Genomic DNA, 15,564 nt, shown 5'->3' on the forward strand with positions numbered 1-15,564 from the left:
ATCTTGCACCTTACCTGACATCTTGCACCTCTACGTATTAATTCTTGAGTTCAAACAAGCATGTTCTTAATATTACTTTTATCCGCAGTCCATTTTAATGAACTTTTGCCCCAACGCCTAGCGACTTTTAGTACGCACGGCGGGTATGAGCGTAGTTATAGATTCGGCAATTAATATTACACGCAAAAATGTAGATGCAAGATATAAGTTACGAAATAAGGCGCCTTTTAATGGAACGGGCAGGGATGCCCATTCCACAAGATTTGCACAAGATTTGCACAAGATTTGCACAAGATTTGCACAAGATTTGCACAAGATTTGCACAAGGTTTACAGAAGATAAGGAATGTTAAGCTTGATCTTTAGGAAGCAAGCCGAAAATGGTGGCAGCTCCTACAGCAGCAGCAAAACCCCATTTCAAGGTTGGATTTTTATCAAGGTTGTCTAGAAAAGTTGGTATTGTTAACTTGCCAAAATCACCCTCTATTTTGTCATACCCTTCAATCGGTTCATATAAGTTATCGGGTGCAGCTTCAGATTTTGGTTCTGTTGTACGTTGTCCAACAAAACCTATTGTTGCTAATATTATATCTATTAATCCTGGTGAGAGTCTTTGAAGTACATCTAATACTCTACCAACATCTCCAGCAATAAAATCGCGCGTTGGATGTTCTGCTGCGTAAATAATTGCTTCAGCAACAACGCTTGGTTGATAATAAGGTGGTATTCCTGTTGGTTTGACACCCAGCTTGGTACGAATTTTATTGTAATAAGGTGTGTTTATAACTGATGGAAGTATGGATGTGACGCTAACGGGTACCTTATCGTGCATTAACTCAACCCGCACAGCTTCTAAAAATCCTTCTAAACCATGCTTTGCTGTTGAATATGCACTTTGTAATGGCAGACTTCTTCTACCTTCCATTGAGGAAACACAAATAATTGCTCCTCCTTGTTGCTTAAGGTAAGGTAAAGCTGCTGTTACACCGTTGACTTGACCCATTAATGTTACATCAATTACACGCTGGAATTCTTCAACTGTAACATCTTCAAAGCGACCCATTACACCTGTAGCTGCTGCGTTCACCCATGTATCTAGGCGCCCATATCGTGCTACTGTTTTCTCAATAAATGCTTTAACTTGTTCAATATTGCTGACATCAGCAACAACGTAATCTACTTCACCACCGAATAAATGAATTTCCGATACTAACGATTTTAATCCCGCTTCCGAACGAGCGGATACCATAACTTTGGCGCCTTTTTGCGCGAACATAAACGCTGTTAACCGACCGATGCCACTAGAGGCACCCATTATAGCAACTACTTGCTGATTAATTGGTTTAAGAAGCATAACTCAGTTTATAATAATTTTTCCCTACCCTTATGTGATAATTTTTATTACAGATTATTACATCATTCGACAGATTGAGGGTCAACTCTATCTAAAGATATTAAGAAGGGAATAGAATACTTGGTTTTTACAGCAATATACTCAAAAATCCAGTTAATATTTGAACAAATTAACGATTTTTTCAACGATAATAAATTTTGTACCACGTTTGATTATCGTTGGAATGGATGAGAAATGGATGTCCCAAATATTTAAAGGTATCCAACGGTTAGGTTTTAAATTATTTTCAGGATTATTTGAATTTAATTGTTGTTGATGATAATTTTTGTTAACCTCGACGGCAACAGTTTTAAAGTTGTGCATTTCAATTTCGAGTTGAGCTGCTAAATAGTTAATTCTTTCGGCTATTTGCTCTAACTCTTGTACACCAAATTCGATTTTTGATTCAAGAGTTTGCTGTTGATTTTGCTGTTTAGCTTGTGCTAGTTGATTGCTCATAATTTCTAAGTCGGCTATATCCGCTTCTAATTTGGCAATAGTATCCTGTGGTGGTGTCACTTCAATTTCGGTATATTTACTAGGGTAAAAACCAAAGTCGCTATATACATACCCGTGAGGGCGAACCTTGATATTGAAGTCTAACACCATCGTTTTAAAATCTAGAATGCAGGATACTACCAACTATGGACAATATCCTAGCTATAAAGTTCCACATCAGGAAGTATTTTGCACAAATATAAATCTAAATACAGTTTATGATATTTTAGAAACCGGGCTTCTATGCATTCATTGTCGCAGACAAATCGCCGTTATTATTACAGAAACCCGGTTTCTAGGATTTTATTAATAGTCGTCTGTGACGTTTCCTCGATTTGACTTGGTTTGGGCACGTTTCTTTTTACTATCAAGGCGCCGTAACTGTGAAGAACGAGTTGGTACAGATTCTTTTCGTTTTAATTTGATAACCGTAACACTTTTTATAAGTTCTTGAAGTCTTTTTAAAGCTTCTTCACGATTTTGAAGTTGGGTGCGGTGTTCTTGAGATTTGATAACTATAACACCATCTTGGGTAATACGTTTGTCTTTGAGGTTTAATAAGCGCTCTTTGTAAAACTCAGGTAAGCAAGATGCTTTAATGTCAAAGCGCAAATGGACGGCAGTTGCAACTTTGTTTACGTTTTGACCTCCGGCGCCTCCTGAGCGTACTGCGCTAATTTCGATTTCATTTTCTGGTATAATTACCTTACTGGAGATTTCTAACATAAATATTATATTTGTGTTGGGTTACGCAAAGCCTCCACCCAACCTACAGGTTAATACCTTTCAACTCCAGAGGTTTCAAATTTTTTGGCGCCATCTCCCATTACTCTTGCTGCTTCTCCACAGGTGCGGGGGGTGGGGAAGATTTTGGTGGGGTTGGCTAAACCTTTGGGGTTAAATACTTGTCGGACAAACTGCATTGTTTCTAGGTCGCAGTCTGAAAACATTTCGGGCATGTAGCAGCGTTTTTCGGCGCCGATTCCATGTTCTCCAGATATGCTACCACCAACACGGACACATAATTTTAGGATTTCACCGCCGACTTCTTCAACTTTTTCTAATTCACCAGGTATGGAATTGTTGTAAAGTATGAGTGGGTGTAAGTTTCCGTCTCCGGCATGAAAGACGTTGGCTATTCGATATCCTGATTTTTGGCTTAATTCTTCAATCTCTTTTAATACGTATGGTAGTTGTGTACGTGGAATGACTCCATCTTGTACATAATAATCTGGACTGACGTGTCCTGCTGCTGCAAATGCTGCTTTTCTGCCCTTCCATAATTTTAAACGAGTTTCGGGGTCACTTGCTGAGGTAACATTACGGGCGCCGTTACTGCGACAAATTTCTGCGACTAATTTTTTACTGTGAGCAACTTCAACTTCTAAACCGTCTATTTCAATAAGTAATATAGCTGTGGCATCTCGTGGATAGCAGTTTGTTTTAACGACATCTTCAACTGCATTGATGCTGAGATTATCCATTATTTCCATACCACCAGGAATAATGCCTGCACTAATAATATCGGCAACACTGGCGCCAGCAGCTTCAACATTAGTAAAATCAGCAAGCAGTACGCATATAGACTCAGCAGCTTTGAGAATACGTAATGTAACTTCCGTAGCAATACCTAAAGTGCCTTCAGAACCAACGAATATACCAGTTAAATCATAACCAGGCATTTCTGGAAGCATTCCACCCAAATCAACAATATCACCAGTCGCAGTAACTATTTTGAGTCCCAACACATGATTCGTTGTCACACCGTACTTGAGACAGTGTACCCCACCTGAATTTTCAGCGACATTCCCACCTATTGAACAAATAATTTGACTCGAAGGGTCAGGAGCGTAGTAAAAACCAGCACCACTCACAGTCTGTGTAACCCAACTGTTTATAACTCCCGGTTGCACTACTACACGTTGATTATCTAAATCTACATTCAATATTTGCCGCATCATTGAGGTGACAATTAGTACACACTCTTCGACGGGTAAGGCGCCTCCCGATAATCCAGTACCCGAACCGCGCGCAATAAAAGGTATATTATACTTATTACAAATTTTAACAGCCGCTGCAACTTGCTCAGTAGTTCGAGGTAACACCACCAAAGCAGGACGCTCACGATAACTAGCTAAACCATCACACTCATAAGTAATAAGCTCTTCACGACGCTGCACAACATTTTTGTATCCTAGTACAGCTTCAAGTTCCTTAATTATTGGCTTCCAATTGCGCTGCTGCGGTTTTTCTTGAATAAGCATAGATTTTTATTTATGATTGTAAGGTGCTGAAGTTGGTTTATATATATCTATATTAATCCAAGTGCTTGAATCCTAAAGAGAGTAGAATATTTCGAGCGGCAATTTCACCAGTTCTGCAACCACCTTCCATATATCCCTGAAATTTTTGGGAACAGTGTTCACCTGCAAAAAATATATTACCTACGCTTTGCTGTTCGATACCAGATATACCTGTCCACTGTCCAACTAAGTAGCAAGCATAAGAACCTTGTGTATATTCTTCTCCTGTCCAATATGCACGTAATGCATTACCTTGACGATAGTAGCTAATATCTGGGAAAATTTGTTGTAGTTGTGATAAGAACTTTTGTACTTGAGTTTCTGCGGCGCCATTACCTATAGCTAATCCTAGTTTACCACCTGTAAAGTTGGTTATAATTCCAGGTACGCTGCGATGATTACGAGTGGCTTCCCAAGTATAGCCGAAGTCTAAGTCTGTAGAGACAAATGCAGTTGATTTATAACGAGTACGCCATATACGTTCTTTATAAGCAGTAACTAGTTTACTATTGCTTCCATAACCAAGTTCGGCAATTGCTTTTTGTTTGAGTGGTGGCAAATCTATATTTAATGCTACCGCACCCAGTGTTGTATAAGGCAATGCTAACAAAACTCGTTCATAAATCTTTTCAAAAGTGCGATTTCCTGCACGTATACTAACTCGGTAACGTCCATCTGGTTGCATTGTAATAGCTTCTAATTCTGTTCCTGTTTCTATAGAATTTGTTAAAGCTTTTGCCAATAATGTTGGTATTTGGTCATTTCCACCCTTAATTTGGTAACGTTCATCGCTATCTCCACTAATATTCAAACCCTCACCGTTAGTACCAATAAAAAGCAGCATGTTCAAACAAGATTGTTCTGAAGCTTCACGACCGTATAAACCAGTGTAAGCATTTTGTAGCAACTGATTTAAAATTGGGTTAATTTGCGCTTGCTCTAGATATTCACTAATCGAGGTATTATCTAACTTTACGGCAATTGGGTTACGAGTGCGGTAATTTATCGTGTTTGCAGAATCTAAAGAAACATTGCCAAGAACAGCTAAATCTTGCTTAACTTTTTTTACTAACGGAATACTCCATTCAGCAACTTCTGTATCTTTGATTTTACGTCCTTGATAATATCGTATTGACGGCGCCAATTTTTGGTCGGCAGTATATAAATCAACGGTTTCCAAATTTAATTCGCTTGCTAATCTCCGTAAACTAGTATGAGTTGTATCAATAAACTCTCCACCGATATCAGCATAAATTCCAGTACCACCCACGTTACGAGCAGTATATATTCTGCCACCAACACGGTTTCTTGCTTCAATAATATCTACAGGGACTCCAGCTTGTTTTAAGCGATAACCAGCAGTTAATCCGGCAATTCCTGCACCTACTATCAAAACTTTAGACATTGCTGCATTAGCGATTTGATTATTTCCATCATGCCATGTTGCGGCAGCGACTGCACTTACAATTCCCAATCCAGAATAGATAAAACGGCGCCGAGTTGTTTTATGCTTAAACATATCAACTAACTCTGTAACCGGAATTCCTGTTTCGATGGATGTTTGAGCGATTCTGTAACTTCGCTGCAACATCGACATTAGTGTAGATTTTCCCATATCTTTTACTGTAGTGGCGCCAATCGTATACAGATTTTATTAAAACATTAAAAAGGTCAGAGTTATTATTTATGACCCAGAACTAAAGTATAGTTTTACTGTTTTACTGATTATTTAACCACACTTCTAAATCCGATATGTTTGCAAAATCTACAAATGCTTCTGCTAAATTTTCTAGCTGTTCGGTGGACAAAACTCGTACTTTTTCAATTAATAATGTATCTACATTTTTAAAACGTCGATTTAACAGACGACGAATTACCTCAAATGCTTCTTCCTGTCTACCTTCCTGTCTACCTTGTTGTAATATATCTTGGTAAATAACCGATTCTTTCACTACTATCTCCCATGTAACAGTGCTAAGTGTAAACAGATTTTATTGAGACATTAAAAAGGTCGGTAATAATAGCTCCGACCTAATACTAACTATAATTTTACTGCTGATTTAACCACGTTTCTAAATCCGAGACCTTTTGAAAATTTAAAAATGCTACTGCTAGCTTTTCTAGCTGCTCGGTAGGGAAAGCTCTTATCTTTTCAATTAATAATGCATCTACCTTTTGAAAACGTTGGTTTAACAGAAGACGAATTAATTCAAATGCTTCTTGCTGTTTACCTTGTTGTCTACCTTGCTGTAATATATCTTGGTAAATAACCGATTCTTTCATGATGTCCTCGCTTAATAAATTACGAATCAAATTTTTGTCGAACCTCAAACCAGCTAATATTTCTGTATATCCTGCTGTGTCTTGCCTTTCACCTTTATTTGAAATTGTAGCAATCTTCTGGGCAACCTGCGATAATAACGCTTCTGGTGTGCTTGTCTGTGCTAATGGCGCCAGTGGCAGTAAAGCAGTATTATTGAGAAATAGTCTGGGGTCTTGCTCCCACATACGGATGACTTGATATTTGTGGACTGTGGTTTCGTCTCGATATTCATCAGTTTTGGCTATTTCGTCGTCGGTTTCTTGCAAAAAAATTACTACCTGTGTTACCGGAAGATTATATTGCCGTTTAATTCTGACTGAGTAATCTAATTCTCGGAAAGGTATTGGAGGGTCAGATATTGTTAAAGTTTGAAATTCAATATGAAGAATCCGGTTTCCTGCTTGTAAGAATATCACAGAATCTGCGCGTATTGGTTCAATACTTAATTCAGTTTTTAAGACTGTGACTTTTTTTGCTCTGGTTGGAAGCAACCAACGCACAAATTCCAATGGATATTTTTCAGCTAGTAGTTTACAAACGTTATCGTAGCTCACTTGTGTAACCCTGTATGTGTAGTAAACTAATACTACGATGAAATAATTATCTTTAAAATACTAAATGTATAATTATTTACCGAAAAATTAAACTTTTTTGTTGATAATATAATCTTTATTATTTTATTATCAATCAAATTTAAAGATTTGGTTAACTAATAATATTTTTTGGTTAAAGCATATTGTGTAAATTTACTGAATTAGCTAAGTTAATTGCATCTTCAATATTATTTATATTAAATTGAATGAAATTCACTTCATTGTTTGCAGTCGCAGGAATATCTGCTTTTATGATACAAGCGCAAGTAGCTGTAGCGCAGACCGAAAGTCAGGTAGATGAAATAACACAAAAGTTTACAGTTTTAATCGATAGTGTAGATAGTTCTTCCGGGTCTGGAGTTATTGTTAAAAAGCAAGGTAATCTTTATTCTGTACTGACAAACTGGCATGTTGTTGATGAGACTATTTCTAATTATAAAATTATTACTTCAGATGGTGAAAGTTACGCGATAAATGAAGGTTCTGTAAGTCAATTACCAGGAGTTGATGCTGCAATAGTTCAATTTACTAGTAATATTAATTACCCGGTTGCCAAATTAGGCAGTTCGCAGTCTTTACAGCGTAATCAAAAAGTTTATTCTGCGGGTTTTCCTGGACGTTCCTTTGCTATTAAACGTCCCATTTATCATTTTGTACCTGGTAAAGTAATTTTTAATGCTCCGTATTTAAAGCCAATTTCTGTAAAAGGTTATGGTTTAGTTTATGATAACGCTGTGTTGCCAGGGATGAGCGGTGGTCCAATCTTAAATGAAAAGGGTGAGTTGGTTGGTATCAATGGTAAGGTGGAAATATTTAGCTATGATACTCCAAAGTTAAATCCAGAGTTTTATCGTATTCGCACTGGTAGAAGTCTTGGTATTCCTATTCAAACTTATATTCTTTGGGCTAATAACTCTAAACCTAATCATACTGTTACTCAGGCGCCGTTTGTTTTGACTTCACCGTTTCAAACAAACATCAGCGATAAATTTATACCCGTTGAAAATTATTACTTAAATGAGAATGCAAAATTTAATACTAATAATTTTAAATTAAAGTAATGCAAGAAATGGCTAATTGTAAACGACAATTAGCCAGGAGCAACCAGGAACGTTTAAATAAGGTAATTAACAGCAGTCATCATCGACTCGTTCACACTGGTAATTACCTCTAATTTCATGGTTAAAATATTTACCTATCGAATCAGTTTCTTGCAATTCATTCCAAATTTCTGACTCGACTCCTGTATATTGGTAAACTGCACCATTATTAAATTCGACTTGCAATATATGGTTTTCTGCATCGTAACCCAGAGCATTTGCCATCGATGAGTCTACAGGCAGCATCTCTACCCTTTCTGACGCCGAAGGTAAAGCATTACTAGAAATAGATGCAACTATATTATTAAGTCGCTGTAACCCATCATACGCCGCAACAGGCGCCTCTATTTCTATCAACTCAAGTTCATCAGTAGTTTGTAGCAACAACTGTAAGTGTCCTTTATCATGACCAACAGCTACAACACTGCCTAAGTTTAATCTCGATAGCTTCATCAACTCCACTCCTGTTTATTTAAATTATTTGGCTTGAATCGTTTATAATGCTCTTATCACAAAATTTTTACTTAATACATAAATACTATAAAATCGAGATTGAGTCAAGGGTTTGGGGAAAAATAATTAGAACTGATGGAACTGTAAAGTTTTTAAGTTTAGTTTCGAACTTTGTGTTTTCCCAGAGATTTGGTACAATTCATGCAGCTAAGAAATGATAAACAATGCTGCAAATTCGCGGGTTGGTAAAAGCTGCTCAGAAAGCGCAGGAACAATTAAAGATAGGAGTTAGGGATGCGGATGTCCCAACGTTCGCGCATTTTGTCCTCACTTCGGTTGAGACAGTGGAACGTTTATGTGCTGATGCGAGAGTAACACCGCATCAGTTGCCAGCACGTTCGCGTCAAGCGTATTATTTTCTTAAGAATATTGATTTGCAGAACTTACCATCTACAGGTACCCATCTGCGTTCGATGGTGCAAACGATAGGAATTAAGAACATTAAAACGCAACAGCGAGCAATTTCGTGGAAAATGTCGCAATTAGCTCAAAATTCACATATTGACTGTGAGCAAATACACGAAGTTGCCTCTTGTATACATCAAGTTGTGCAAGCAATAGAAAAGATATGTTTTACTCAGCAAGTTACACCTGCTAACCTTACGAGTTCATCGCGACAAATTTATGCTTGGTTAAAGTACTTGGCGCCACATGAAAATGTAAAGTTACATATAGAAGCAACTCAGCGTGTTTACACAATAGCAAAAAAATTATGCAGCAAATATGGACATGAATCAGTGAATTTTGTAGTAGAAATCACAAATTTGGCTGGACTCTATCGAAGTCGTTGGGTTGGGAACGATATAAATTTGATAATGAGCGAGGGATTTATAAATGCAGGAGAAGAAGTATTAACAGCATTAGTTCAAACATCATTAAAAGGAAAAAGTTCTTCAAATACGCGAATCATTCGAGAATATGCGAGTTTAGACGAATTTAGCGACATTTTATTAGAATTAGACTTAATTGTGGAGACAGTTACTGAAGACGGGAAAGGTTCGCATTACAACTTAGAAACATTATTTGACAAAATCAACCGTGAGTACTTCAGCAACGCATTAACCAAACCGCGTTTAATTTGGAGTCAAATGCAAACCTACCGTAAATTTGGACATTACGAACCAGCACGTGACAGAATAGTCATCAGCCTAACACTCGACGAACCAATAATCCCTCAATACGTAGTAGAATTTGTCATTTACCATGAAATGCTACATAAATATTACGGTGAAAAATGGGTAAACGGTAGACGCATGGTACACACAACCGAATTTAGAGCATCAGAAGCACAATTTAAATATTACAACGAAGCCGAAGCCTGGTTAAGCAAATTGGCACGTCGGGTGTGTCACAGCAATAATAACTACTAAACTTTGAATTTAGAACCAGGCGCCTCTACTATATAATAGGTCAGCGTCGCCAACACAGACGAAAGAAATATCGTGCCAACCAGCGTTGAATAAAACTGTTCAATTGGAAGCTTAGACGCAAAATTGGCACCAACCCGATTTATAATCGGCATATGCCATACATATATACCATACGATAACACCCCAAGTATTTCTAACGCACGTACTGGGTTTTTGAGAATTGCTGTAAACGTTAATTTACCATTCTGAGTATATAAGTTATATACTTTCTTCTCAAATGCGTATATAAAAATACAAGTAATTAATGCAGTTAAAGGTTGGAGTATAAAGATTGTAGTGGATGTGCGAAAACCTTTGGCGCCTCTATCAGGTAGTCCCCATAGTTCTTGGGCATAGAAATGATGTGCTGTATACAAGTAAAGTATAATTAGCAAACAGGAAGCAAGAATTTTCAAGTTTGGTTTTACTGACTGTGTTTTTGAGTATTGAATCAAGGGATTTATTAAAAAACCACACAGGAATACATCTAAATTTATCAGTAATGGTGTATACCAGTAGGTAAATGCGTACTGTAGTTGATTGGTAATTTGTGAGTAAAGACTTAAGTATATTCCTAGTTTGATAAGTGCGACTGTAAGAATAATTACTGTTATAGCGATAAAAGCATGTTTTTGATTAGATACGAATTTTAAGAATAACGCATATGCAAAAGGAACAATCAAATAAAACTGTATCTCAGTTGATATTGACCATAATGCATCATTAAATGGGACACTTCGCACGTACATGTGAGGTTGATATGTAAAGGTTAGCAACCTGATGAAATGTCCCCAGTTGTCGGTTTGAAGTATAGAAGGATAGACAAAGAGGGCGCAGATGAACACGGTGAAGTAATATAATGGACATATCCGAATGATGCGGTTTTTCCAAAATTTGATAATTCCTTCTATATCTAAAGTATAACGGTGAGTATAAAAAGCTTTTCCCATTAGATATCCTGAAAGACAAAAGAATATCCATACAGCTACTAAACCATTACTAAACATCAACCACGATATGTCATAATTTTGATATATTATAGAGTTGCGAGGAGGAGAGCAGTGAATTATCACCACCATCAAACAGGCAAATCCTCGTAGTATGAGTAAAGCATCTGGCTTATTAGATGTTTCGTTGATTGGTTGATTAGTAAAAGATATATTTTCGACTTTCACGCACGGACGCTCGTTGTTTTTGCTTGCAATGAGATTATCATAGCAGTAGGATTAACAAACCAATGGGGAATTGAAAAGTTAGACAGTTATGTATAATGAGTATCAGCAGCGTCGCGAGCAATTAATGGCTAAGATTGGTGATGGAACTGCGATTTTTTGCAGTGCGCCGAACGCGGTAATGCATAATGATGTTGAATATAATTATCGTCAAGATAGTGATTTCTTCTATTTGACGGGTTTTAATGAACCGCAAGCTGTTGCTGTGTTAGCACCACATCACAATGAACATAAGTTTGTGTTGTTCGTTCGACCCAAAGATAGAGATGCAGAAATTTGGAGTGGTTATCGTTGTGGTGTTGATGCTGCCAAACAAATTTATGGCGCCGACGAAGTATACTCAATTGCAGAGCTTGACGAGAAATTACCGTCTTATTTAGAAAAAGCGAGTCGCATATACTATAACCTTGGACGTGAGCGCGCCTTTAATGATAAAGTAATCATGCATTGGCAACGTTTGATGCGAACTTATCCCAAACGCGGAACAGGGCCAATCGCAATAGAAGACACTGCTCCTGTTTTACATAGTTTACGTTTAGTTAAGAGCGAATCAGAGTTAGAATTGATGCGAAAAGCTGCCAATATTGCAGTTGAAGCGCATATTGCTGCGATGAAGTTTGTAGAACCTGGACGTTATGAATATGAAGTGCAGGCAGAAATTGAGCATATTTTTCGTTTAAGAGGAGGAATGGGACCAGCTTATCCTTCTATAGTCGCAAGTGGCGCCAACGCATGTGTATTGCACTATATCGAAAACCATAGTCAAATGCAAGAAGGGCAGTTACTATTAATCGATGCAGGATGCGCTTACGGTTATTATAATTCTGATATTACCCGCACTTTTCCAGTTGGGAATAAATTCACAAGAGAGCAGAAAATATTATATGAGATAGTACTCGAAGCACAGAAAAAAGCCATAGCTCAAGTGCAACCAGGCAACCCTTATAATCTTATTCACGATACTGCCGTTCGTACTATTACCGAAGGACTCGTAGAAATAGGTTTACTCAAAGGAGAAATTGATACTCTGATTCAAGAAGAGAAATATAAACCTTTCTATATGCACCGCACCGGACATTGGTTAGGTTTAGATGTGCATGATGTGGGTGTATATCAGCATGGAGAAGATAAACCCCAAATATTACAACCCGGTCAAATCACAACAGTCGAACCAGGTATATATATAGTACCAGGTACACAACCTGCCGAAGGTCAACCCGAAATAGATCCTCGTTGGGTAGGTATTGGAATACGTATTGAAGACGATGTATTGGTTACACCTACGGGGAATGATGTACTGACAGCAGGAGTTCCGAAGGAAATTAACGACCTGGAGAATAAGAGGGTTTAAATTTTTGTGCGCCATTGGCGCACATTTGTAAGGTGGCCTTCTGCCGTCTGCCATCTGCCATCTGCCATCTGCCTTGCTGCACTAGTTCGTTAGTTCGCGTTGAAAGGGCTGGCAATGCCCACCTTACTATTAGTATCTACTTGGTTTGAAAGATATTTTGCACCATCTTTTTATTTAAGCTAGCGGCAATTTTATCTAATTCTTCAACTTCTGCGTCCGAAAGTAACCAAGCAATGGCGCCTATATTTTGTTGTGCTTGGTGTGGAGATTTGGCGCCTGGTATTGGTATAGTACCCTTAGCGATGCACCAATTGATAGCAATTTGAGCTAAAGTTTTATTTCTGGTTTGGGAAATTTCCTGCATACACTCTAATAACGGTTTCATCCCCGGTAAGATTTGTCTGCAAGCTAAACCACGAATACCTTTGGGATATGAACTTTCAGAATATTTGCCAGTAAGTAATCCTAATGCTAATGGACTATAAGCAATTATTTTTATACCAAGCTCATCACAAACTTCTTTCAACCCTAACTCAGTCACCGGATAAGTTGATAATAAAGAGTACTGAACTTGGAGCGTAGTAATTGGGACTCCTCGCTCAGTGCATAATAATTTATGCGCCCATTTTAAACGCTTTGTTCCATAATTAGATAATCCTACACCTCTAACTAGTCCTTGCTCGTACAAATCTGCTAACCCGTTGAGAAGTGCAGGTTCTTGCCAAGGTGCATAATTTGCAGTTGACCAATGCATTTGCACTAAATCAATATTTCTACCAAGACGTTTTGCACTCATCTTTCCAGCAGTTACCATTGACTGACGGGTCAACCTCCAAGGATAAGCAGCAAGTTTGGTTGCGATACAAATATTTTCTTTGTTGGCGCCGTTAGAGTTTGTAGAATAAGCTTGAGAGAACTGTCCTAAAAGTTGTTCGCTGCGACCATTGAGTTTACCGGTTCCGTAAGAATCACCCGTATCGAACAAAGTGACACCGTTGGAGACACACAAGTTAAAGACGGCTTGTAAATCATTGTCCATAGAAGTATCATATCCCCAGAGCAAACGGTTTCCCCATGCCCAAGTTCCGCACCCCATTATTGGCAAAGTAATTTGGCGTCGTAACATTGCCAAAACCAGTAATTATAGAACAAGTAACATTTTACCTTTAAATATCCACGGGATGTTGTCCATAAAAAGGTAAAGCTTCTGACCAAATAGGGCGCCGACCTTGTTGCCAGTCATAATAAGCAAGTTGTAAAATACTCGTTACGGTTGCTGCTAACCCGAATTTTGCTTCTACTAAGTCATAAGAATCAAAGCTGGCTAATTTAGACTGCCAAGCTAATGGTGTAAATACCGTATCGTTCAGCAACGTATTTATTCCTGCTCCATCGGATACTTTCTTATATACTGCTCCAAATAGCTGTCCTCGCTGTGCGGGCATTTGTACTGCAATAATATCTGTATCTAATTTCTCGTTTTCCTTCATCTTCGCAACTGCTGCCAAAGTAGAAATAGCAAACACGGGTATATTCAACTGTTGTCCTAAAGTACGTGCAGCAACCATACCGATGCGTGTTCCTGTAAAACCACCAGGACCCTTAGCAACAGCGATAAATGCAATATCCTTCCAAGTTTGTGGTTTGATAAACTCCATTAAATAAGCGTGTAAATGACTTGATAACTCACGTTCTAAGTTCCAAACTTGATAACGTGTATCAATAGAATTACTTATCGCTAAACCTAATTCGGGTGTAGTAGTATGTAGTGCTATGCCGTATTTGTTTGCTTCCATCGAGTTACACGCCAAGTTTTCCATATCGAGCAAGCATCTTACTTGCCTAGAATCTCATCATAGCAATAATTAACACCTTCAGATAGCTCAGTTTAACGAGTAATATATCCTTATTGACTGCAAAATTATTAATTAAGTAGGTAAATTCACCCTTACAGTCAACTATAATTTATTAATCGTATACAAAATTAAGTAAACTTTTCCTATCTAGTATTGCTTAACAAAGACAAATTAGTCGCGCACGAAAAGTTAACTTCGGGTAGTAATGCATCTTTTAATACCATGAAAAACACTAATAATGCCTTGGACAAATTGCAATTTGGCGCCAAAAAAGCTTTACCAACATCTCAAGACCTTACAGACGTTGAATTTTATTGGAAAAATAGTTTATCAACAAAGCTTGACAATTATTCAACTTCTATCGGATATGTAGCTAAAAAGACTTTGACTAATCGAGTATTTGAATCAGGTGGCAAATATTCAACAGGGAAATCAAACAACACAAATAACAGAGAAAACTTCAAGATAGATGAAACGTCATTTTCTCTAGAAAATCACCAGCAATTAGAATTACCATATATAACTGTCCGTCAATAAGTTATATCCACTCCCAGTGGTTGTCTTTATCGTTATTTAAAGAATATTAAGCTCAAATCTGGTGTTATCGCATCTTATCCTCGTATCAAAGGCGCCCGTAACCCTGATAATATAAATCATTGGTATTGGGGTTACAGCTACAAGGTTCTAATACAGCAAAGTTGGAAATCTAAGTCTTTGAGCGTTTCTAGAGATAAAATAGATACAGTCAAGCAAATGATAGAAACAAATGTAGCTATTGAAGTAATTAGAGATTTTATTAAATTTAAAATTGAATAATGTAAAATTTTGTAGAGAAAAGTTCGGTTTGGAAGAAAGCCTGTTCATTACCTAGAAAATTTCTAGAGAAAATCTCCCACAGATGTAACAACACTCCTTATTTAGGTAACGGCGCCATTACCTAGAAAATTTCTAGAGAAAATCTCCCACAGATGTAACAACACTCCTTATTTAGGTA

Annotated in this window: 16 protein-coding genes; 5 read left to right on the forward strand and 11 right to left on the reverse strand. The window is 37.6% G+C overall.

Features of this window, described 5'->3' with window-relative positions; translation table 11 throughout:
* The first annotated feature begins 145 nt into the window (after nt 1-145).
* Nucleotides 146-352 (forward strand): hypothetical protein, encoded by a 207-nt coding sequence (locus DSM106972_RS53635; protein ID WP_127082525.1) that lies wholly within the window; start codon nt 146-148, stop codon nt 350-352.
* On the opposite strand, the gene DSM106972_RS20960 is transcribed toward DSM106972_RS53635, so the two are convergent.
* The 7 genes from DSM106972_RS20960 to DSM106972_RS20990 form a co-directional block, all read right to left on the reverse strand.
* Entirely contained in the window at nt 349-1,353 is a 1,005-nt protein-coding gene (locus DSM106972_RS20960) for an SDR family oxidoreductase (RefSeq protein WP_127082526.1), read from the reverse strand. The two genes, DSM106972_RS53635 and DSM106972_RS20960, sit on opposite strands and share 4 nt — an antisense overlap.
* 153 nt (nt 1,354-1,506) lie before the next feature.
* Nucleotides 1,507-2,001 carry a hypothetical protein gene (locus tag DSM106972_RS20965; protein ID WP_127082527.1) on the reverse strand — a complete coding sequence of 165 codons (495 nt, stop codon included), beginning with the start codon at nt 1,999-2,001 and terminating at the stop codon, nt 1,507-1,509.
* A 195-nt stretch (nt 2,002-2,196) separates the two neighbouring features.
* The gene (arfB, locus tag DSM106972_RS20970; RefSeq protein WP_127082528.1) at nt 2,197-2,616 is read right to left on the reverse strand and encodes an alternative ribosome rescue aminoacyl-tRNA hydrolase ArfB; all 420 of its coding nucleotides are present in this window, start codon (nt 2,614-2,616) and stop codon (nt 2,197-2,199) included.
* Nucleotides 2,617-2,666: 50 nt separating this feature from the next.
* Nucleotides 2,667-4,154, reverse strand: coding sequence for a glycolate oxidase subunit GlcD (gene glcD / locus DSM106972_RS20975; protein WP_127082529.1), 1,488 nt, complete (start codon nt 4,152-4,154; stop codon nt 2,667-2,669).
* A gap of 52 nt (nt 4,155-4,206) precedes the next feature.
* Nucleotides 4,207-5,808: a flavin monoamine oxidase family protein gene (locus DSM106972_RS20980; RefSeq protein ID WP_127082530.1), complete on the reverse strand. Its 1,602-nt coding sequence runs from the start codon at nt 5,806-5,808 to the stop codon at nt 4,207-4,209.
* 103 nt (nt 5,809-5,911) lie between these two features.
* Nucleotides 5,912-6,145 carry a DUF4351 domain-containing protein gene (locus DSM106972_RS20985; RefSeq protein ID WP_127082531.1) on the reverse strand — a complete coding sequence of 78 codons (234 nt, stop codon included), beginning with the start codon at nt 6,143-6,145 and terminating at the stop codon, nt 5,912-5,914.
* Between the two features lie 97 nt (nt 6,146-6,242).
* Complete coding sequence (locus tag DSM106972_RS20990) at nt 6,243-7,070, reverse strand: DUF4351 domain-containing protein (protein WP_127082532.1); 828 nt, start codon at nt 7,068-7,070, stop codon at nt 6,243-6,245.
* A 245-nt stretch (nt 7,071-7,315) separates the two neighbouring features.
* Between DSM106972_RS20990 and DSM106972_RS20995 the strand changes: the two genes are divergently transcribed.
* Nucleotides 7,316-8,170 carry a S1 family peptidase gene (locus DSM106972_RS20995; protein ID WP_127082533.1) on the forward strand — a complete coding sequence of 285 codons (855 nt, stop codon included), beginning with the start codon at nt 7,316-7,318 and terminating at the stop codon, nt 8,168-8,170.
* Nucleotides 8,171-8,236: 66 nt separating this feature from the next.
* Here the strand turns inward: DSM106972_RS20995 and DSM106972_RS21000 are convergent, their stop codons facing one another.
* Nucleotides 8,237-8,662, reverse strand: coding sequence for a KTSC domain-containing protein (locus DSM106972_RS21000; RefSeq protein ID WP_127082534.1), 426 nt, complete (start codon nt 8,660-8,662; stop codon nt 8,237-8,239).
* Between the two features lie 224 nt (nt 8,663-8,886).
* Between DSM106972_RS21000 and DSM106972_RS21005 the strand changes: the two genes are divergently transcribed.
* Complete coding sequence (locus DSM106972_RS21005) at nt 8,887-10,092, forward strand: SprT-like domain-containing protein (protein WP_127082535.1); 1,206 nt, start codon at nt 8,887-8,889, stop codon at nt 10,090-10,092.
* Here DSM106972_RS21005 and DSM106972_RS21010 read toward each other — a convergent pair.
* Nucleotides 10,089-11,306: an acyltransferase family protein gene (locus DSM106972_RS21010; RefSeq protein ID WP_233787427.1), complete on the reverse strand. Its 1,218-nt coding sequence runs from the start codon at nt 11,304-11,306 to the stop codon at nt 10,089-10,091. The genes DSM106972_RS21005 and DSM106972_RS21010 overlap by 4 nt on opposite strands.
* Before the next feature lie 88 nt (nt 11,307-11,394).
* On the opposite strand from DSM106972_RS21010, the gene DSM106972_RS21015 reads away from it, so the two are divergent.
* A complete protein-coding gene (locus tag DSM106972_RS21015) occupies nt 11,395-12,714 on the forward strand; it encodes an aminopeptidase P N-terminal domain-containing protein (RefSeq protein WP_127082536.1) in 1,320 nt (439 codons plus the stop codon).
* Between the two features lie 136 nt (nt 12,715-12,850).
* Here the strand turns inward: DSM106972_RS21015 and DSM106972_RS21020 are convergent, their stop codons facing one another.
* The gene (locus DSM106972_RS21020; RefSeq protein WP_127082537.1) at nt 12,851-13,840 is read right to left on the reverse strand and encodes an aldo/keto reductase; all 990 of its coding nucleotides are present in this window, start codon (nt 13,838-13,840) and stop codon (nt 12,851-12,853) included.
* A 40-nt stretch (nt 13,841-13,880) separates the two neighbouring features.
* Nucleotides 13,881-14,510: a tRNA (adenosine(37)-N6)-threonylcarbamoyltransferase complex dimerization subunit type 1 TsaB gene (gene tsaB, locus DSM106972_RS21025; RefSeq protein WP_186538717.1), complete on the reverse strand. Its 630-nt coding sequence runs from the start codon at nt 14,508-14,510 to the stop codon at nt 13,881-13,883.
* A gap of 213 nt (nt 14,511-14,723) precedes the next feature.
* Between tsaB and DSM106972_RS21030 the strand changes: the two genes are divergently transcribed.
* Nucleotides 14,724-15,107: a hypothetical protein gene (locus tag DSM106972_RS21030; RefSeq protein WP_127082539.1), complete on the forward strand. Its 384-nt coding sequence runs from the start codon at nt 14,724-14,726 to the stop codon at nt 15,105-15,107.
* The last annotated feature ends 457 nt before the right edge of the window (nt 15,108-15,564 follow it).

The sequence above is a fragment of the Dulcicalothrix desertica PCC 7102 genome (genome assembly GCF_003991905.1).
In the GTDB taxonomy this organism is placed as follows: domain Bacteria; phylum Cyanobacteriota; class Cyanobacteriia; order Cyanobacteriales; family Nostocaceae; genus Dulcicalothrix; species Dulcicalothrix desertica.